General features: G+C 45.9%; 20 protein-coding genes. 12 read left to right on the top strand and 8 right to left on the bottom strand.

The window, feature by feature from the left end; genetic code table 11:
- Nucleotides 1-116: 116 nt before the first annotated feature.
- The 4 genes from ACO1PK_RS01895 (at nt 117) to arsJ (ending at nt 3828) form a co-directional block, all read left to right on the top strand.
- Entirely contained in the window at nt 117-887 is a 771-nt protein-coding gene (locus tag ACO1PK_RS01895; RefSeq protein ID WP_423186992.1) for a metalloregulator ArsR/SmtB family transcription factor, read from the top strand.
- Between the two features lie 46 nt (nt 888-933).
- Nucleotides 934-1455: a protein phosphatase gene (locus ACO1PK_RS01890; RefSeq protein ID WP_423186991.1), complete on the top strand. Its 522-nt coding sequence runs from the start codon at nt 934-936 to the stop codon at nt 1453-1455.
- The gene (locus tag ACO1PK_RS01885) at nt 1445-2449 is read left to right on the top strand and encodes an ArsJ-associated glyceraldehyde-3-phosphate dehydrogenase (RefSeq protein WP_423186990.1); all 1005 of its coding nucleotides are present in this window, start codon (nt 1445-1447) and stop codon (nt 2447-2449) included. The genes ACO1PK_RS01890 and ACO1PK_RS01885 overlap by 11 nt, the downstream gene beginning before the upstream one ends.
- A gap of 167 nt (nt 2450-2616) precedes the next feature.
- Complete coding sequence (gene arsJ, locus ACO1PK_RS01880) at nt 2617-3828, top strand: organoarsenical effux MFS transporter ArsJ (RefSeq protein WP_423188256.1); 1212 nt, start codon at nt 2617-2619, stop codon at nt 3826-3828.
- 343 nt (nt 3829-4171) lie between these two features.
- Here arsJ and ACO1PK_RS01875 read toward each other — a convergent pair whose 3' ends face one another.
- Nucleotides 4172-4618 (bottom strand): DUF6491 family protein, encoded by a 447-nt coding sequence (locus tag ACO1PK_RS01875; protein WP_423186989.1) that lies wholly within the window; start codon nt 4616-4618, stop codon nt 4172-4174.
- Nucleotides 4619-4811: 193 nt separating this feature from the next.
- On the opposite strand from ACO1PK_RS01875, the gene ACO1PK_RS01870 reads away from it, so the two are divergent.
- The 5 genes from ACO1PK_RS01870 to ACO1PK_RS01850 all read left to right on the top strand — a co-directional run bounded on the left by ACO1PK_RS01870 (nt 4812) and on the right by ACO1PK_RS01850 (nt 8967).
- Nucleotides 4812-5372: a hypothetical protein gene (locus ACO1PK_RS01870; RefSeq protein WP_423186988.1), complete on the top strand. Its 561-nt coding sequence runs from the start codon at nt 4812-4814 to the stop codon at nt 5370-5372.
- 46 nt (nt 5373-5418) lie between these two features.
- Nucleotides 5419-6627: a chromate efflux transporter gene (gene chrA, locus ACO1PK_RS01865; protein WP_423186987.1), complete on the top strand. Its 1209-nt coding sequence runs from the start codon at nt 5419-5421 to the stop codon at nt 6625-6627.
- 140 nt (nt 6628-6767) lie between these two features.
- A complete protein-coding gene (locus tag ACO1PK_RS01860) occupies nt 6768-7490 on the top strand; it encodes an SIMPL domain-containing protein (RefSeq protein ID WP_423186986.1) in 723 nt (240 codons plus the stop codon).
- A 76-nt stretch (nt 7491-7566) separates the two neighbouring features.
- A complete protein-coding gene (locus ACO1PK_RS01855; protein WP_423186985.1) occupies nt 7567-7986 on the top strand; it encodes a hypothetical protein in 420 nt (139 codons plus the stop codon).
- Between the two features lie 108 nt (nt 7987-8094).
- Nucleotides 8095-8967: a DMT family transporter gene (locus ACO1PK_RS01850; protein ID WP_423186984.1), complete on the top strand. Its 873-nt coding sequence runs from the start codon at nt 8095-8097 to the stop codon at nt 8965-8967.
- Here the strand turns inward: ACO1PK_RS01850 and ACO1PK_RS01845 are convergent.
- Genes ACO1PK_RS01845 through ACO1PK_RS01835 form a run of 3 tightly spaced genes read right to left on the bottom strand, consistent with a single transcriptional unit; the run spans nt 8964 to nt 10066 of the window.
- The gene (locus tag ACO1PK_RS01845) at nt 8964-9299 is read right to left on the bottom strand and encodes a hypothetical protein (RefSeq protein ID WP_423186983.1); all 336 of its coding nucleotides are present in this window, start codon (nt 9297-9299) and stop codon (nt 8964-8966) included. The genes ACO1PK_RS01850 and ACO1PK_RS01845 overlap by 4 nt on opposite strands.
- Nucleotide 9300: 1 nt before the next feature.
- Complete coding sequence (locus tag ACO1PK_RS01840) at nt 9301-9657, bottom strand: thiol-disulfide oxidoreductase DCC family protein (protein ID WP_423186982.1); 357 nt, start codon at nt 9655-9657, stop codon at nt 9301-9303.
- Nucleotides 9650-10066, bottom strand: a complete 417-nt coding sequence (locus ACO1PK_RS01835) for a DUF3429 domain-containing protein (protein ID WP_423186981.1) — start codon at nt 10064-10066, stop codon at nt 9650-9652. Before ACO1PK_RS01835 ends, ACO1PK_RS01840 begins: the two co-directional genes overlap by 8 nt.
- A gap of 137 nt (nt 10067-10203) precedes the next feature.
- On the opposite strand from ACO1PK_RS01835, the gene ACO1PK_RS01830 reads away from it, so the two are divergent.
- Genes ACO1PK_RS01830 through ACO1PK_RS01820 form a run of 3 tightly spaced genes read left to right on the top strand, consistent with a single transcriptional unit; the run spans nt 10204 to nt 14857 of the window.
- Complete coding sequence (locus ACO1PK_RS01830; protein ID WP_423186980.1) at nt 10204-10743, top strand: TetR/AcrR family transcriptional regulator; 540 nt, start codon at nt 10204-10206, stop codon at nt 10741-10743.
- The gene (locus ACO1PK_RS01825) at nt 10740-11795 is read left to right on the top strand and encodes an efflux RND transporter periplasmic adaptor subunit (RefSeq protein WP_423186979.1); all 1056 of its coding nucleotides are present in this window, start codon (nt 10740-10742) and stop codon (nt 11793-11795) included. Before ACO1PK_RS01830 ends, ACO1PK_RS01825 begins: the two co-directional genes overlap by 4 nt.
- A gap of 11 nt (nt 11796-11806) precedes the next feature.
- A complete protein-coding gene (locus tag ACO1PK_RS01820; RefSeq protein ID WP_423186978.1) occupies nt 11807-14857 on the top strand; it encodes an efflux RND transporter permease subunit in 3051 nt (1016 codons plus the stop codon).
- A gap of 79 nt (nt 14858-14936) precedes the next feature.
- Here the strand turns inward: ACO1PK_RS01820 and ACO1PK_RS01815 are convergent, their stop codons facing one another.
- From ACO1PK_RS01815 to ACO1PK_RS01800, 4 genes are all read right to left on the bottom strand, one after another.
- On the bottom strand, nt 14937-15179 hold the full coding sequence (locus tag ACO1PK_RS01815) for a YdcH family protein (RefSeq protein ID WP_423186977.1): 243 nt from the start codon (nt 15177-15179) through the stop codon (nt 14937-14939).
- Nucleotides 15180-15190: 11 nt separating this feature from the next.
- Nucleotides 15191-15505 (bottom strand): TraR/DksA family transcriptional regulator, encoded by a 315-nt coding sequence (locus tag ACO1PK_RS01810; protein ID WP_423186976.1) that lies wholly within the window; start codon nt 15503-15505, stop codon nt 15191-15193.
- Between the two features lie 97 nt (nt 15506-15602).
- Entirely contained in the window at nt 15603-17414 is a 1812-nt protein-coding gene (locus ACO1PK_RS01805) for an ABCB family ABC transporter ATP-binding protein/permease (protein ID WP_423186975.1), read from the bottom strand.
- A 19-nt stretch (nt 17415-17433) separates the two neighbouring features.
- On the bottom strand, nt 17434-17715 hold the full coding sequence (locus tag ACO1PK_RS01800) for a pyrimidine/purine nucleoside phosphorylase (RefSeq protein WP_423186974.1): 282 nt from the start codon (nt 17713-17715) through the stop codon (nt 17434-17436).
- Nucleotides 17716-17888 lie beyond the last annotated feature (173 nt).

Here is a 17888-nt window from a genome sequence, read left to right as displayed (position 1 = left end):
CTTGAGCGTTAATGGCTTTTATGACACTTTTATTAACTTTGTGGAAGGTGGTTGCGGTTTCACTAAACATATATACAATATTTCATATATTCAAATCATGATATGTGAGATCTGGTATGAGCCTACCTAAATTGCTGTTTATCTGTACTGAAAATTCAGCTCGCTCCTTAATGGCAGAAGCCATTGCCCGGCATAAGTATGCTGATCGTTTTCAGGTATACAGCGCCGGTAGTGCGCCAACAGAGGCAGATAGCCGTGCTTTGGCTACGCTGGCGCTGCATCATATTAGTACTGAAGGGCTTTACTCTAAACCTTTAACGGCGCATAGCGGTATTCATTTTGACTATGCCATAGTGCTTTGTAATAAAACGGCAGCCGAATGCGCGAATGATATTTCTGCCAAGCATTTGTTAGCTTGGGACTTTACCGATCCGAAGCGTGATGGCAGTACTAAAGCCTTTGAAACCACCTTACATGAATTGGCCGAGCGACTGAGTATGTTTGTGTTGCTCTTCGATCGCCAGCATAAACCTGTACCGCTTACGCCCTTGAGTTTTTTTAAATTACTGGCTGATGAAACCCGACTTAATGCACTGATGCTGATTATGGCGGAGCAAGAGCTCTGTGTGTGTGAGCTTACGGTAGCGTTAAACGAAACCCAGCCCAAAATTTCTCGTCATTTGGCAATGCTGCGTAAAGCGGGGGTGCTTCTCGATCGTCGTCAAGGGCAGTGGGTTTATTATCGCGTTAATCCCAATTTAGTTAATTGGGCCAAAGTGTGTTTGGAGCAGAGCAAAACTGCACAGCATGCGGTAGTCACGCCACTGTTAGCCAATTTAGCCGCCATGGGTGACAGACCTGAGCGGGATCGCCAGTGCTGCGCCTAAAGGAATCCGGATTTAATTTAGCATTAAAATTTTAAAGAGCATAAAAATGACACATCCTTATGATGAACTAACGCTTTCAGGCAATAACTTACTGTTTACGCCTTGTCCAGGCACTAAAGGGGCTTCGGTCGCTGAGTCGCTGCAACAACTGCAGCAAGCCGGTGCCAGTGCCGTTGTTACGTTAACGCCAGCGGCAGAATTGGCCAAGCTGAACATTGAGGGCTTAGCTGAGCAGTGTCAGGCGCTAGGTTTACAGTGGTTTCACTGCCCAATTGAAGATGACTGTGCACCTGAGGCGGATTTTACGGCAGCTTGGCAGCAAGCCGCACCGCAATTACAGCAGTTACTAGATCAGCAGCAAAAAATCGCCATTCACTGTAAAGGCGGCTCAGGGCGCACCTCGCTGGCGGCAGCGCAACTCTTGGTTGAGCGTGGCATAGATAAAGTCGAAATTATGGCGAAAATTCGTGAGCTTAGGCCACATGCCCTAACGCTCACGCCACATGTGGATTATTTTAACGCGCTTTCCAGCGCTAACCCGATAACAGGACATCAAGATGACAATTAAAGTAGGGATTAATGGTTTCGGTCGTATCGGCCGTTTAGCACTGCGCGCCGCCTTTGACTGGCCAGAATTTGAATTTGTGCAGATTAACGATCCGGCAGCCGATGCTGCGACCTTTGCCCATTTGCTAAACTTTGACTCGGTACATGGCCGTTGGCAGCACGAAGCGCTGGCCGAAAGCGAAACCATGCTGATCAAGGGCAAAAGTATCAAGGTCACGGCCAATAAAGCCATCGCGGATACCGATTGGTCGGGTTGTGATATCGTGATTGAAGCCTCGGGCAAGATGAAAAGCAAAGCGGTGTTACAAGGCTATTTAGATCAGGGCGTAAAACGGGTTGTCGTGAGTGCCCCGGTAAAAGAAGCCGGCGTACTGAATGTGGTGATGGGCGTTAACCAGCAGCTATTTAACGCCGCTGAGCATCGCATTGTGACGGCGGCCAGTTGCACCACGAATTGTTTAGCGCCCGTCGTGAAAGTGATCCACGAACAGCTGGGTATTAAGCACGGCTCTATTACCACTATTCATGATTTAACCAACACGCAATCTATTTTAGATACCCCGCACAAAGACTTGCGTCGTGCCCGCGCCTGTGGTGCCAGTTTAATTCCCACCACCACCGGTTCCGCGACGGCAATTACTGAAATTTTCCCAGAGCTTAAAGGCCGCTTAAATGGTCATGCGGTGCGGGTGCCGCTGGCCAATGCCTCGTTAACCGACTGCGTCTTTGAAGTGGAACGTGCTACCAGTGCTGAAGAAGTGAATGCCATGCTCAAAGCCGCGGCAGAAGGCGAGTTAGCCGGTATTTTGGGCTATGAAACGCGGCCTTTGGTGTCGGTTGATTATAAAACCGATCCACGCTCTAGCATTATTGATGCCCTGTCGACCATGGTTATCAATGGCACTCAGGTGAAAATCTATGCGTGGTACGATAACGAGTGGGGCTATGCTAACCGCACCGTGGAATTGGCTAAATTAGTGGGTTTGGCGGACTAAGCCATACAAAGAAAAAACCGGCAGTGCTTGCTTTAGCAGTGCGCTGTCGGTTTGCTTAAGGCAGGAACATCATGGCAAAGACGCCAAATACTAGCATGTCACCACCGTCTGGGCTTTCAACGGCAGAAAAGTCAGGGCAGGCTAAGCCGGGGCCGCAGAAACCGGGCTTGAGTAGCGACGTTAAACAATATCTGGTGGTCACCGGCAATTATTGGGCCTTTACCCTGACCGACGGTGCACTACGGATGTTGATAGTACTGCACTTTTATCAGTTGGGTTACTCGCCCCTGACTATTGCGTCGTTGTTCTTGTTTTATGAGTTTTTTGGCATTGTTACTAACCTGACCGGTGGTTGGCTGGGCGCTCGGCTTGGCTTAAACAAAACCATGAATATCGGGCTGTTTTTACAGATCATTGCCTTAAGTATGTTGCTGGTGCCCTCGGCGCAGCTTACGGTGATCTGGGTAATGGCCGCGCAGGCGGTATCGGGTATTGCCAAAGATTTAAATAAAATGAGCGCGAAAAGCGCCATTAAGCTGCTACTACCGGAAGAGGCGCAAGGTGCCTTGTATAAATGGGTGGCCATTTTAACCGGTTCCAAAAATGCGTTAAAAGGCGTGGGCTTTTTCCTAGGCGGTTTGCTATTAACCTTATTGGGGTTTCAAGGCGCGATGGCGGCAATGGCTGGCGCATTGGCGCTGGTGTGGATCCTAAGTTTAGTGCTGCTGAAAAAAGATCTGGGTAAAAAAAGTTTTAAGCCGAAATTTACGGAATTGCTGTCGAAAAGCGCTAGTTTAAATTGGCTATCGGCCGCACGGTTTTGCTTATTTGCCTCGCGTGATGTTTGGTTTGTGATCGCGTTACCGATTTACCTTTCGACCAGCGCGGGTTGGCCACAAAGTGCCGTGGGCGCTTTTCTGGCGTGTTGGGTGATTGGTTATGGCGCTATGCAGGCCTTTACGCCAGCACTGACACGCAGCAGTAAAAAAGCGCCACCGGCTGCGGGCACTGCGCTTAATTGGGCGTTGGTGCTTGGCGTAATGCCTTGGTTAATTGGCTTAGCAATGCTGTTTAGCGGTGAGCCATTATGGTCGTTGTTGCTTGGCTTAATGTTATATGGCGTGGTATTTGCCATTAACTCCAGCTTGCATAGCTATTTAATTGTGGCGAGTGCCAATCGTGATGGGGTCTCGCTGGATGTGGGCTTTTATTATATGGCGAATGCGGCTGGGCGCTTAGTGGGGACGTTGCTGTCGGGCTGGGCGTTTCAGACTTATGGTTTACTGGCGTGTTTGTGGCTATCGGGTTTGCTGCTGTTAGGCGCGGTGTTATGCACTTGGGCGTTACAGCGGCATCAGAAACGGCTTGCTGCGGTTTGAACCTAACGAGGCGTTCTATCTAATACGGCGCGTTTAGCCACCGGATGCGCCAATCTCGAACCTGCGCAACGTGAAGTAATAGCAGCGTAAAGATAGGCGCAACGCCCTTAGCAGGGTAGTAATTTTCTCCACCGGCTTCGAGGATCACATCCCTGTGCCCACTCAGCCTACGCAGCATCCCTGCTGCTGTTACAAAAATTCTACCGCAGCCAAGGGCTTAAACAAGCGAAGCGAGCCATCGGGCTTAACAAGAACATAACGAGGTGGTAAACGCATAGTACACTTTGCTCGGGGAGGTGTGTTTCAAGTTTGCAGGTCAGTGATTAGCGCGGCAGCGAGAGAATTACTCGCTATTTTGGCTATCACTTACACTACTGTTTGATTTTCCAATATTTGCTAGATAACTCGATTGCTCGTTACTGATGGGATAAATCGACTCAATAAAACATCTTTGAACACCAGACGTTGAAATGGAATCACTTTCAATGTTGATGGTGCTATCTGAGATAAGGTTTAATTGAATACTTCTTGCATTATTCAAGTCATAACATTTATCTCGAGTATTGATCAGATAGTCCCTTTTGTGTGCCGCGGTTACGATTAAATAACTATCTGAAAGCGATTTCCACTTAGTAAATTTAAAGCTGGTAATCTTATCAACACTGGCAAGGTTTTCATTAATGACAAATTGGCTAAATGCCACATCTCTATCATTAAGAGACATTGTCGGTACGGTTGAACAGCCCATAACAAAAGCTGAAAGTAATCCTATCGTTAAGATATTCTTCATGACTTATCCTTAATAGTTGAAGCTGTAAAAAAATTGCTTTACCCTGAAACAACTAAATGATTTATATGTAGCAAATGTTTCATAATCAACATTAGCATGTGGTTACTTAGTAGGCAAACTTTTATGTACTTTATCTAAAGAGTATCAGTTTGTGTGAACTTAGGCTGTGTAATTTCATATAGCAGGGAAGACTATGCAAAAATACCTTATTTTAACCTTTGTTATTTCGCTTATCTTTACCGGGTTGGTAGGGATCAGTGTAATAAGTGCCAATACCTTTAATGACACGCAGTTTAAGATTTTAATCAGCACATTAGCCTTTACTGTTTACAGTATTCTGGGGCTTTGTTGTAACACAGTGGCCAAAACCGATAAAGTTGGTGTGGGTAAAATGGGTATTCTGGTGTCTGTTATCGGATTGATTGTTGCGCTTATTACAACTTGGGGGACCTTTGATTGGGTGAGTTTGCTAAAGGCTCGCTTTAGTCTGCTCATTGTTGCGATAGCCTTTGCGCATTGTTGTTTAATGTTATTGATTGATAGTCCACACGCCATCGTTATATCCGCCAGAAATACTTCTATAATGGCAAGTATGGCGACAACCTTTTTGACCATTTCATTATTTTATAGCTCAACAGCAAACGATGATACCTTTAAGTTAGCGTTGATTGGTTTGATAGTGGCCGTTATTGCAACCATTATTGCGCCTGTTATGGCATTGATATATCCGAAAAATGCTAATATGACTTCTTAATTTTGGCTATGACCAGCATTAGCTGAGTGTAAAAAGTGAGAGCAGTGTGAGGCATGATACAGATTTTTCCAGCAGCAGCTTCTGGAGCCTATTCCGGATTTTTTTAGTGCTTGGCCTGACGTCTTTTGGTGGCCCAGTGGCGCATCTTGGGTACTTTCGTACCGAGTTTGTGCAGAAACGCCAATGGTTATCTGAACAAGATTATGCCGAGCTCGTAGCGCTATGCCAATTTTTACCCGGCCCTGCTAGTAGTCAGGTGGGGTTGGCTATTGGCTTATTGCGTGGCCATTACCGCGGCGCTTTGGCAGCTTGGTTAGGCTTTACTCTACCTTCTGCAATACTGTTAATCGTGTTTAGTGTAAGCCTACCTTTTCTGCAAAGTGAATTAACGCAAGGTGTGCTTCATGGCCTAAAGCTGGTCGCTGTTGCAGTGGTGGCGCATGCTGTTTGGGGTATGGCCAAAACGCTTTGTAATACGCCGGCCAAAGTCAGCATTATGACGTTAAGTGCGGTGCTCATTTTGCTGCTGCCAGTTGTGTGGTTGCAACCTGCCGTCATTCTGTTGGGTGGGTTATTAGGTTATCTTTACCTCACAAATGAAACCACCACGGGGACGCGTACTTTACCCTTAACCTTATCATTTTCGGCAGCGAATGCCTTTGGTGTGTTATTTTTAGTTTTGTTAGTCGGTTTACCGCTGTTTAGTCAGCTTTATCCTAGCGCAGCGCTACAGTTGGTTGATATCTTTTACCGTGCTGGCGCCTTGGTATTTGGTGGTGGCCATGTGGTAATGCCGTTACTGCAAGCCGAAGTGGTACCTACAGGGTTGGTTGATGCCGACACTTTTCTAGCCGGTTATGCTGCAGCGCAAGCTGTACCGGGGCCGCTGTTTACCTTTGCAGCGTTTTTAGGCGCCACTGCTACTGGATCTATTACTGGTTGGCTTGGTGGCGTGTTGGCGTTGTTAGCGATTTTTTTGCCCTCTTTTTTGGTTTTGGCGGCAGTTTTACCTTACTGGCAAACACTGCGAAGCTCAGCTAAGGTTAGCCGGTGTATGGCTGGGGTAGGCGCCAGTGTGACGGGGATTTTACTGGCAGCTTTGTATCAACCGATTTGGCTAAGCAGTATTTTAAGCCCCATGGATTTAGCATTAGCGCTAATCGGGTTTGTGGCGTTGCAATTTTGGCATAGGCCTGCTTGGCAATTGGTTTTGCTGGGGGCTTTGGCTGGCGGTTTATTAGCACTAAGCTTTTAGCGAGGATAGGTAAGGTCACCCTTAAGTCAGCTTGTCGGTATAGCGATAACAGCGTAAGCCAATACCATTTTGCTATTCAGCGCATATAAAGGCAGCTAATAGTTTAATGGCAGCATAACCTAGTTTGCAGGAGAGCTAAATTGTTAAGATTGATCAGCAGTGTCGTGTTACTTTTTTCAAGTGTGGTTGCTGCTAGCCCATTACCAGACTTCCCTTTTGTTCATGTCACGGGGCAAGCGAAGCTAGACGTTACACCGGATAAGGCACAAATACGTTTTCAATTACGTCAGACAGGGACTACCGCAGAACAAGCCACTCGTGGTGTTTATCAGCAAGGTGATAAATTTTTAGCCTTTTTGCAAAATAAAGGTTTGACAGCGCAAGTGATTGACGCTGCTCAAATCTCTAAAGAGGCGTTATTTAAAGATTATCAGGATCGAAGCATTATTGGTTATGAAGCCAGCCAACCTATAACGTTAACACTAGAAAATATGGAGTACTATGTGGCAATAATGGATTATCTTTTTACCCAGCCACAGATTTTTTCCATACATAGCAGCTTTGATCATAGTCAACGCGAGCAATTCGAACTAACCTTAAGTGAAAAAGCCGCTGCCAATGCTAAGCAACGTGCGGCTAGGCTGGCAGCTGCACAGGGCGCGCAGTTAAGTAGTGTTTTTGCCATTACTGAAAATGGTGGTTTTGGCAGTTTGGCCGATGATTTTGGATTTGGTAGCGCTCATGTCAGTTTTGGTCGTATGGAGAAAATGGCTGCTGATAGCGGCATAACCGGCGCTTTATTAGCTCCCAAGCATATTACGTTGCAAAAAAGTGTTAATGTCATTTATAAACTGCAGCCTTAAGGCATATCAACATATTGGTTAGTGGTGCTCACAATAAGCTGCTAAGCTTAAAGCTTAGTAGTAAGAGGTGTAATCAATGGTAGCGTTAAATCCTTTCCAGCTTTGGACTGAAAACAACGTTTTATTAGCCTGCATCAGTGGCAGTTGGGACGAGCGAGCTGCGTCTGACTACAGCAAAGCCCTTAAACACGAGGCGAGTCAGTTGAAAGGACGACCTTGGGCTCATATTGTTTATCTAGATGATTGGCAATTGGGTACGCCTGAAATTGAGCCTATTATTCAAGACTTAGTGACTTGGTGTTTGCATAATGGTTTGGTATTAACGGCGCAAGTTTACTGCCCACACAGCGTAAAACGCTATCAGTTAGATAAAATGATTATTGAGAAAACGCTAACCTTTGAACGTCGCGTTTATACTGAAGAACAGTCAGCTTTTAACTGGCTAGCTGAGCAAGGCTATGCTGTTGAGAACGCCTCACTTCGTCGTTGTTCTTAACATTTATTCGTTTTGTACGAATACGCTCTGTAGCAAGGTGCGACGATAAACGCATCTTGCTATAATTGCTGCTTCTATTGCCAGTCCCGTCTTCCTTAAGGCTTCTTGATGTCTTACTTGCTAAACGACCGCCCAACCCGTGGCATTATTGCCATGTTGCTTGCCGTTGCTTTTTTTGCGGCTATGGATGCCGGAATGAAAGCCTTAACCCAGTATCATAGCCCGATGCAAATTGCCTGCTTACGTGGGGCGCTTGCTTGGCCCTTTGTGGTGTTATGGCTTTGGCAGAGTGACCAAGTAAAACATTTATTAAAGGCTCGCTGGTCGCTGCATCTGTTGCGTGCCGCTTTGGGCATTACCATGCTGTGGGCTTTTGTGTTTAGTTTGCAAAGTCTGGCCTTGGCCGATGCCTACGCAATTTTCTTTGCCGCGCCTTTTATTATTACGCTACTTTCTGCTTGGTGGTTAAAAGAGTACGTTGCGCCAAGACAGTATGTCGTATTGGCGATAGGCTTGGCAGCCGTGTTTTATATGCTAAAGCCTGATGCAGGGCAATGGTTTAGTTTAGGTGCCTTGGGCGCACTATTGGCCGCTTTTTGTTATGCGGTATCGGCGATCACTGTGCGAGTACTGGCACGCTCGGATGGTGCTGGCAATATGGTATTTTGGTTAATGAGCTTTTTAACCTTAGGTGCTGGCGTTTTAGCACTGCCTAACTGGCAACCGTTGCAACCTGCCTTATGGTCTGTATATTTGTTGATTGGCGTTGCCGGTTTTTTTGGGCAAATTACTATTACCGAAGCCTTTCGCATCGCCCCCGCTGCGGTTGTTGCGCCTTTTGAATATACCGCTCTGCTCTGGGGTATTGGTTTTGATATTGTGCTTTGGCAGCTTTATCCGGATAGCCGTGTATTATTTGGTGCCTCGGTCATCATGCTGTGTGGTTTGTATTTGCTTTGGCAGCAAAAACGAGCGCATTAGTCAGGTTGCAGTTGTTGGCGCTCTTCTTCAGTTAAGATACCTGTTAGTAAGGTTTTGCGGCGTAAGCGCCGCATGCTTTCACTATCTTCAAGTAGTGCACGCCTAAATAGCTCGGGCTGATCAAGCTGCGTTAACATACTATACCAACGAATGTAGCCCCAATGCTTAATTAAGCCCGTTTGATAGCGTAGCTCTAACTTTGCTAGTAACGGCGTGGCAAGCGCTGGATTGGCGAGCAGCTTTTCAGCGAGCACTTTATGTAACTGCAATAAGTGCTCATCAGTGTGTTGTTGTGCCGAATGGCGCACACGTACTCGAGGTTTACGCATCATACTAACGGAGATCACAGTGATTATCGGTGCAACGTGCGCGCTTTCTCGCCCAATATTGGTAGGCTTTGTTTGCTAGAGGGTTTACCACGGGGAGCTCTAGTAACCAGGGTAAAAAACGCATACCGGCTAAACGCCAATAATAGAGAGTTGCGGCTAAACCAATGATAAAACGTGATCCATCCCAAAGATGAATTTGCGCCATCATCGCCGATTTACCTATGCCCTCAAAGCCAGTAAAACCCTCAGCGCTGATGTCAACTAAAGTGGCTTTATGCCGCAATTTAGGGCTTAAGTAGTTAATTTCATGGCGGCATAACTTGCAGCTACCATCATAAAATAATCTAACTTTATCAGACATAAGCATACCCAATATAAAAAGCCAAATGGCAAATCACCACCACAGTCGTAAGCTGATTACGTAGTTGTCGATAAGCACGGCTATAGTGCTGATTTAGCTCAGTGAAGTATTCATAGAGGCGTAACGCTACAAATAACCCCGCCAAAGCCACTAAGCTATAAGCAGGGAGCAAGGCGATAACGATGATGGCTAGCACCGGAAAACTGACGGCCCAAATGGCTCTGGTTGTTTCGGCTGGTGGCTGATACAACACCGGCCAGATTGCGCCAGCCATAAAACCTAAAATTAAGCAGCTATAAAATTGGAATACCAATAAGGCTTGTGCCGGCGCTACCAGCGGCCAGACTAAACTAACGATAGGGAGCATTACAAACGGAATTAATCCCGCGTAACCTAGGATATGCAGCATGAATTACCTCAACATTTTTGTTTTATACGTGTAAAGCACAACAAGAGATCATAGGAGAAAACTTGCACAAATAGCAGCTTGAACTATAATACTGTACCATCTGGTCGGTATAGTTTTGGTGTGGAGACAACGTTTTAATGAAAAAGCCCCAAGTCACAGTACAACAGATTATGCAGGCTGCGTTAAGTATTGCTACTGAAAAAGGTGCTGGGAAAGTAACTTTGGACGCCGTAGCCAAGGCGAGCGGTTTGAGTAAAGGTGGCTTGCTTTATCATTTCCCAAGTAAAGAAGCCTTAATTAGTGCAATGGTGCAACACTTACTGGATGATGCCGAAGCAAATCGATTGCAGTTAATGCAAACGGACCCATCTGTTTTAGTGTCTTTATTAAAAGCTCGACGTTTATTTAGCCAAGCGATCTCGGGTAATACGGCTATGGCAATCTTAGCGGCTGCAGCGGAGCATCCTGCTTTGTTGCAGCCTATCCAACAGCATAATAGTAAAGTGCTTGCCGACGTTTTAGCCGAGCAGGATGACGAGCTTGCCGCTATGCTACTGATGTTAGCGAGTGAGGGATTAGTTTTTCAAGAATTACTGAATATTTCTCCATTTAGCGAATCGCAAAAAGCTAAGCTGGAAACGTATATGATCAACCGTGCGCAGGAGCTGAAAAAATGAAGGGTTATCAAATAGGGGCGGGAATGTGTCTGCTAGCAGCAGTCTTTTTAACAGGTTGCTCTGAGCCGACGGTGCAGCAAAGTGCCCCGCCGATAGTGACAGTGAAACTTTATACGGTAAACGGCGATGATCATGCCAGTAGTCGGCATTTTGTTGGTCGGATTGATGCGGTAAGCACCGTCGATCTCGCTTTTCAGGTGGGCGGGCGAGTGACTGAGTTGCCGGTGCAACAAGGGCAAATAGTGCCTGCGGGGGATTTACTCGCGGAACTTGATCCGACGGATTATCAACTTGCCTTGCAGCAAGCAGAGGTGCAATTGGAACAGGCTCGACGAGATTTTGAACGTGCAAAACCCTTGCGTGAAAAGGGCATCTTAACTCCTTCAGCCTTTGATCAGCTACAAACTAACTATGAGATTGCTAAGGTGGCATTACAAAATGCACAACGTAATGCCAACTATACGCGCTTACAGGCTCCGTTTGATGCCTTAGTCACGCGTCGTTTAATTGAACGTTTTTCAACTGTTGCTGCTGGAACTCCCATTTTGCGGGTTCAAAATATTTCTGAACTGCGGGTACATATCAATGTGCCAGAACAAATTATGCGGCAGGTGCAAGACACCAATGATTATGCGGTATTTGTACGGTTGGCGGAAAGCAGTGCGCAGCAATATCCTCTGGCATATCGGGAACATGCTACCGAAGTGGATCCTTTAACCCAGACCTATCAGGTATCTTTTGCGATGCCACGTCTAGAGACGGTGAATTTACTGCCGGGTATGACGGTGAATGTGGTCACAGAAAAGCGTTTAGCTGTCGATACCGTGCTTATTCCTATTTCGGCCGTTGATACTTCAATGTCAGAACAATTCAGTGTTTGGCGTTATCTGCCAGAAACGCAAACGGTTGAAAAAGTGGCAGTGCAGGTGGGTACAGTGCGTGATCAACAAATTGAAGTGCTAAGTGGGCTTAATCGCGGTGATCAAGTCGTTTCTGCTGGGATCTATCATTTACAGCAAGGGCAGCAAGTGCGGCCTTTTGATAAATACTAGGAGCGCGCGCTATGAGAATCGCCAGTTATGCGATTGAAAAGCAGGTTAATACCTGGCTGCTCATCTTGTTATGTTTTTTGGGTGGGCTTTGGGCTTTGGCAACCATTGGCAGGTTGGAAGATCCAGCATTTACCCTAAAAGAAGCGATAGTGGTGACTTACTACCCTGGGGCAACCGCCACTGAAGTTGAAGAAGAAGTTACCGAGTTATTAGAGTCTGCTATTCAGCAACTGTCACAACTAAAGCGTATCACCTCGAAGTCGATGCCCGGTAAATCAGAAATTCGGGTGGAAATTCAGGACAAATATGATGGCAAGCAGATGCCACAAATTTGGGATGAGCTTAGACGTAAAGTGAATGATGCCAGTATGCGTTTACCCACAGGCACGTTACCCCCGGTGGTGAATGATGATTTTGGTGATGTGTTTGGGATTTTTTATGCGGTCACTGCCGAGGGGTACACAGATCGAGAGATCCGCGAGCTGGCTACTTTTTTACGCCGTGAGATGTTATTAGTCCCCGGGGTATCGAAGGTACAAACGGCAGGCGAGCCGGAAGAGCAAATTTATGTCGAGATCTCACATGATCGACTGTTAGGCATTGGCTTACCGCTTGAACTGATTATTGGTACTTTACAGGCTGAAAATGCGGTAGCCGCGGCAGGTTCCTTACAGGTTGGTGACAAACGGGTGCGATTGATCAGTAAGCCCGGTTTAGATTCTATTCGTGCCATTGAAAACCTCAGAATAGGTAAGCCCGGCTCCACGGAGCAGCTGAGTATTTTTGATGTAGCCACTGTATCGCGACAAGAAGCAGAAATCCCTAGCCAGTTAATCCGCTTTAATGGTCAGCCGGCCTTTACGTTAGCGATTGCGGGGCTCACCGATGCCAATATTGTCGATGTGGGAAAAGCGGTTGATGCCCACCTCGCCAGTTTGGCAGCACGAATACCGCTTGGCGTTGAGCTACATCCAATTTACCAGCAGCATGTTGTGGTTGATAAAGCGATTAATGATTTTATTCTTAATCTGATTATCTCCGTAGTTATTGTAGTGGCGGTGCTTTGTCTAACCATGGGCTGGCGGGTTGGTCTGGTGGTCGGCGGTACCTTACTGCTCACGGTACTGGGCACCGTATTCTTTATGCGTATAGCGCAGATCGAGATGGAGCGCATTTCGCTTGGTGCGCTTATTATTGCCATGGGTATGCTGGTAGATAATGCGATTGTCGTAGCAGAAACCATGCTGATTAATATGCAGCGCGGTATGAATTCGCGTAAAGCGGCCGGAGAAGCGGCGAGTCGCACGCAAATACCGTTATTGGGCGCTACTGTTATTGGTATTATGGCGTTTGCTGGCATAGGCTTATCTCCGGATAGTACTGGCGAGTTTTTATTCTCGTTATTTGCCGTAATCAGTATTTCGTTGCTGTTAAGCTGGGTACTTGCTATCACGGTTACCCCATTACTTGGCCACTATTTATTCAAAGTTGCAGCAGACAGTGCCACTAAAGATCCCTATGCCGGCCGTTTTTATCAACATTATGCGCGCATCTTAAGGTTTGGCTTGCAGCATAAGCTACCGACTTTAGGGTTGCTAGTTGGCTTGACTGTGTTCAGTGTAATAGGCTTTGGTCAGGTTAAGCAGGTATTCTTCCCTGCCTCCAATACGCCAATTTTTTATCTGAATTATTTTTTACCGCAAGGTGCCGATATTCGTGCTACGGCAAGAGATATTCAGGCTATTGAGCAGGTGATTTTAGTGCGAGACGAGGTGGAGTCAGTCAGTAGCTTTATTGGGGCTGGCGCCAGTCGCTTTATGTTAACGTACGCGCCAGAGCAACCTAACGCGTCTTACGGCCAGTTAATCATTCGTACGCAGCATCGAGATCAAATTCCAGCTTTAATGCAATTTATTCGAGATACCTTGCCGGCACAATTTCCGAATGCCGAAATTTATACTCAGCAACTGATGTTTGGGCCAGGTAGTGGTGCAAAAATCCAAGCGCGTATATCTGGTTCGGATGAGATGGTTTTAAGACAATTAGGCCAACAAGTCGCCGATATTATGCGCAACACGGAAGGGGTCACCGATATTCGGCAGAATTGGCGGCAGCGTGAGTTAGTTATAGTGCCAGATTTTAACGAAGATCGCGCGCGAGTGGCAGGTATTAATCGCACTGATCTAGCACAAACGCTGGAGTTTGCCAGTACCGGTGTGCGCAGCGGCTTATACCGCGAACATGATAAGCAAATTCCTATTATTGTTAGGCCACCTGCAAACGAGCGTTTTGATATTGATCGACTGAATGATCGGATGATTTGGAGTTCGACGGATAAAACCTATATTCCGATTACCCAAGTTATCAATGGCTTTGATACTGAGCATCAGGAAGCCAAGATCCAACGTCGTAATCGGGTAAGAACCTTAACCGTTGAAGCCGAGCCTGCTACCAATGTTACTGCTGATCAGGCCTTAAAACGCATTCGCCACGAGATTGAACAATTACCTTTACCAGCAGGCTATCAATTAAGCTGGGGCGGAGAGCTAGAAAGCTCGTCTGATGCGCAGGCCTCTTTAGCTGCGCAGCTGCCGTTAAGTTTTATTGTGATGTTGGTGATCAGTATTCTCTTATTTGGATCTTTAAAGCAACCGCTGGTCATTTGGCTGATTGTGCCGATGTCGATTTGTGGTGTTACCGCCGGCTTGTTAGCCAGTGGTTTACCCTTTGGCTTTACGGCGTTATTAGGGTTTTTAAGCTTGTCAGGCATGCTGATGAAAAACGCTATTGTGTTAGTTGAAGAGATAGATCTACAGCTAAATGAGCTTGCAGATAAAAATCAGGCCATAGTGCAAGCCAGTGTCAGTCGGGTACGTCCGGTAATTCTGGCAGCGTTAACGACTATTTTGGGTATGTTGCCGCTGATTTGGGATGCGTTTTTTAACAGCATGGCGGTAACGATTATGGCGGGTTTGGCTTTCGCGACCTTGCTGACATTAATTGCGGTACCCATTTTGTATGCAGTAATTTTTAGAATACCTTATCGGGTGCAGCAAACCTAGGTCGAGTACATTTGGCCTTTTGCTAAAAACAAAAAAACCACCTAAATTAGGTGGTTTTTTTGTTTGGTAAGAAACTGTATTAAACGGCTTTTTGCAGCATGGCGTACAGTTGATCTTTAAGGAGTAAACGTTGTTTTTTTAAATTCTCTATATAGTCATCTGAGCTCACTTCACTGCCTTGCTCAATACGGTGGATTTCATGATCTTTATCATGGTACTCGGCAAATAGCTTGGCGAAGTGCGCATTGTTCATTTTTAAATCATGAATTTGATCATGAAACTCTGGGAACTCGTGATGTAAATCGTGTTTTTCGACTAACATGGCTTAACCTCCTAGTTGGCACATCGGATACAAGATTCAGTAAAGGGCACAATGTTTAACCGTTCAGCGCTGATCACGGCGCCGCAGTTCGCACATTTATCGTAAGTGCCATGCTCGATTCGACTTAGTGCCCGATCAATTTGCCGTAACTCCAAGCGATCTTTCTCATCTAGAGCCGTTAACACGTCGTCATTTTCGCGTTGTTGTGCTTGCTCAGTTAAGTTGGCACTGCGACCTTGTGCAAAATCTCGTGCTATCGCAGTAACCTGATGTTCAAGTTCTAATTTACGGCTAATCAAACGGCGTTTAAGCTCTTGCAATGGCATTGTCGATTCCTTCTGCTGTTCTACCTAATCTAAAGGTAGCAGAATGTGGCCTGGTGTTATTGATCTGCCGCAAAAAGTGAGCAATGGTCGATAAATTTTATTTTGGATTATCCTGTTGTTCCGCTTGCTGGCGCCACATGTTGGCATAAAGCCCATTTAAACGCATAAGTTGCTGGTGGGTGCCTTGTTCGACTAGCTGTCCCTCTGTTAATACCAGAATAAGATCGGCATCGGTTATCGTCGAGAGTCGATGCGCAATGACAAGGCTGGTATGCTGTTTAGCGACATCGCGCATGGCTTGTAAAATCGCTTGCTCCGCTAAGGTATCTAAGGAGGAGGTGGCTTCATCAAAAATTAAAATTGGCGCGCCTTTTAAAATCGCGCGGGCGATAGCAATGCGTTGTTTCTCACCACCAGAAACTTTCAGGCCACGTTCACCTACTTGGGTTTGATCTTTGAGCGGTAAACTATTGATGAAGTCGCTAAGATGGGCTAGCTGAATAGCCTGATCAATTTCTGCCGCAGTTGCGTCAGGTTTGGCATAAGCGATATTTTCGCGGATAGTGGTATTAAATAACACTGTATCTTGCGGCACTATGGCAATGGCTCTGCGTAACGCGTCTAAGGTTAGCTCTGTAATGTTATGCCCATCGAGTAGAATATGTCCCGCATTGAGCTCATAAAAACGATAAAGCAGTTTGGCAATGGTACTTTTACCCGCTCCAGACGGGCCAACAATGGCGACTTTGCTCCCGCTCGCTACGGTAAAACTGAGGTTTTTTAAAATAGGTCTATCCGTTTGGTAGTGGAAATTGACGTTAGTAAAACGAATCTCGCCGTGTTTTATCGTCAGTGTTTTTGCTTCTGGTTTATCGACAATTCGCGGTTGTCGCGTTAACAGCCCTAACATATTTTCTAAATCCGTTAGTGCACGGCGGATTTCTCGATAGACAAAGCCTAAAAAATTCAATGGGATAAAAAGCTGAATCATATAAGCATTTAACATGACTAACTCACCGATACTCAGCTGCCCGTTGACGACGTCTGTGGCGGCCAGCCACATTAATGCGGTAATAGCTGCGGCAATTAACAACGCTTGCCCGGAGTTAAGCAGTAGTAAGCTTAAACGGTTTTTTAAACGTGCTTGCTCCCACTGCGCCAGATGGCCATCGTAAATAGATGCTTCATACTGTTCATTATTGAAATATTTTACGGTTTCATAATTTAACAAGCTGTCGACCGCACGGCTGTTAGTGCTGTTATCTGCTTGATTGGCTTCTCGGATAAATTTATTGCGCCATTCGGTTATGCTGACAGTGAAATAAATATACAGGCTAACCGCAACAACGGTGATTAAGGCATATAACGGCGAGAATAGCAGACTGAAAATCACTGCAACCGCCACGATTTCAAACAAGGTGGGCACAATGTTAAACATCAGAAAACGCATTAAAAAACTTAGGCTATTAGTGCCGCGTTCAATATCGCGACTGATGCCACCAGTTTGTCGATCTAGATGAAAAGCTAGCTCTAAGCTATGCAGATGTTTGAAGACTTTTAAGCCAATTTGGCGCATGGCATGTTCAGTAACGCGACCAAATAACGCGTCCCGTACTTCACCAAAAAATACCATACCAAACCGTAAAGCACCGTACAGCAGTAACAACCAGACTGGCACAAGCAGTAAGGATTGGCGATTAGCATCAACGGCATCAATGATTTCTTTTAATGCCCATGGCATTAATAAGGTTGCGCCTTTAGCGGCAATGAGTGCGAGCAGTGCTAAAATGACTCGGCCTTTAAATGCCATTAAATAGGGCCAGAGCGTTTTAATACTCTGACCCAGTGGCATGGCATAGTCACGTTTTACATTATCGGGTTGTTTCGCCGCAGAGCGCATGCCTTGCATGGTTCATCTCAGGTGGGTATTACTCATAGGTGCAAAGGTAAGCGGTATCCTGCATCACTTGCAACTGAAACTTACAATTCGCTGCAACTTCAAAGCTTTCACCTCGGCTAAAAGTCTGCCAACTGTTGCTACTGGGTAATTGCACCGTTAATGCCCCACTGATGATGGTGATCACTTCATGCTGGCTAGTGCCAAATTCGTACTCACCGGGTGCCATAACCCCAACTGTCGCGGGTAGTTGCTCACCGTTGAACGCGATAGACGCGACTTTGCCATCAAAATACTGATTGATTTTAAACATTTTTATGCTCCTGGATCGAAAACACACAGTAAAGCTGAAATACGGACTAAATACTAGAAATTTTAAATAAAATGAAAGTGAACTATTTTTTGTAAAAATTAACCTTTTTGGGTTAATGAATTTGTCATCTTGCATGAGTAAGCTAACAAACCCGTTAAATTGCTAACGGTTTT

This window comes from Alishewanella sp. d11 (assembly GCF_049390205.1).
Lineage (GTDB): Bacteria > Pseudomonadota > Gammaproteobacteria > Enterobacterales > Alteromonadaceae > Alishewanella.
Note: the sequence above shows the minus strand (reverse complement) of the source record. Positions and strands in the feature narration are given on the sequence as shown.

Excerpts from the sequence above, each read along its gene's own strand:
- ACO1PK_RS01895 (WP_423186992.1), top strand. The coding sequence starts at position 117 with ATGAGCCTACCTAAATTGCTGTTTATCTGTACTGAAAATTCAGCTCGC.
- ACO1PK_RS01890 (WP_423186991.1), top strand. The coding sequence starts at position 934 with ATGACACATCCTTATGATGAACTAACGCTTTCAGGCAATAACTTACTG.
- ACO1PK_RS01885 (WP_423186990.1), top strand. The coding sequence starts at position 1,445 with ATGACAATTAAAGTAGGGATTAATGGTTTCGGTCGTATCGGCCGTTTA.
- ACO1PK_RS01875 (WP_423186989.1), bottom strand. The coding sequence starts at position 4,618 with ATGAAGAATATCTTAACGATAGGATTACTTTCAGCTTTTGTTATGGGC.
- ACO1PK_RS01870 (WP_423186988.1), top strand. The coding sequence starts at position 4,812 with ATGCAAAAATACCTTATTTTAACCTTTGTTATTTCGCTTATCTTTACC.
- ACO1PK_RS01855 (WP_423186985.1), top strand. The coding sequence starts at position 7,567 with ATGGTAGCGTTAAATCCTTTCCAGCTTTGGACTGAAAACAACGTTTTA.
- ACO1PK_RS01850 (WP_423186984.1), top strand. The coding sequence starts at position 8,095 with ATGTCTTACTTGCTAAACGACCGCCCAACCCGTGGCATTATTGCCATG.
- ACO1PK_RS01845 (WP_423186983.1), bottom strand. The coding sequence starts at position 9,299 with ATGATGCGTAAACCTCGAGTACGTGTGCGCCATTCGGCACAACAACAC.
- ACO1PK_RS01840 (WP_423186982.1), bottom strand. The coding sequence starts at position 9,657 with ATGTCTGATAAAGTTAGATTATTTTATGATGGTAGCTGCAAGTTATGC.
- ACO1PK_RS01835 (WP_423186981.1), bottom strand. The coding sequence starts at position 10,066 with ATGCTGCATATCCTAGGTTACGCGGGATTAATTCCGTTTGTAATGCTC.
- ACO1PK_RS01830 (WP_423186980.1), top strand. The coding sequence starts at position 10,204 with ATGAAAAAGCCCCAAGTCACAGTACAACAGATTATGCAGGCTGCGTTA.
- ACO1PK_RS01825 (WP_423186979.1), top strand. The coding sequence starts at position 10,740 with ATGAAGGGTTATCAAATAGGGGCGGGAATGTGTCTGCTAGCAGCAGTC.
- ACO1PK_RS01820 (WP_423186978.1), top strand. The coding sequence starts at position 11,807 with ATGAGAATCGCCAGTTATGCGATTGAAAAGCAGGTTAATACCTGGCTG.
- ACO1PK_RS01815 (WP_423186977.1), bottom strand. The coding sequence starts at position 15,179 with ATGTTAGTCGAAAAACACGATTTACATCACGAGTTCCCAGAGTTTCAT.
- ACO1PK_RS01810 (WP_423186976.1), bottom strand. The coding sequence starts at position 15,505 with ATGCCATTGCAAGAGCTTAAACGCCGTTTGATTAGCCGTAAATTAGAA.
- ACO1PK_RS01805 (WP_423186975.1), bottom strand. The coding sequence starts at position 17,414 with ATGCAAGGCATGCGCTCTGCGGCGAAACAACCCGATAATGTAAAACGT.
- ACO1PK_RS01800 (WP_423186974.1), bottom strand. The coding sequence starts at position 17,715 with ATGTTTAAAATCAATCAGTATTTTGATGGCAAAGTCGCGTCTATCGCG.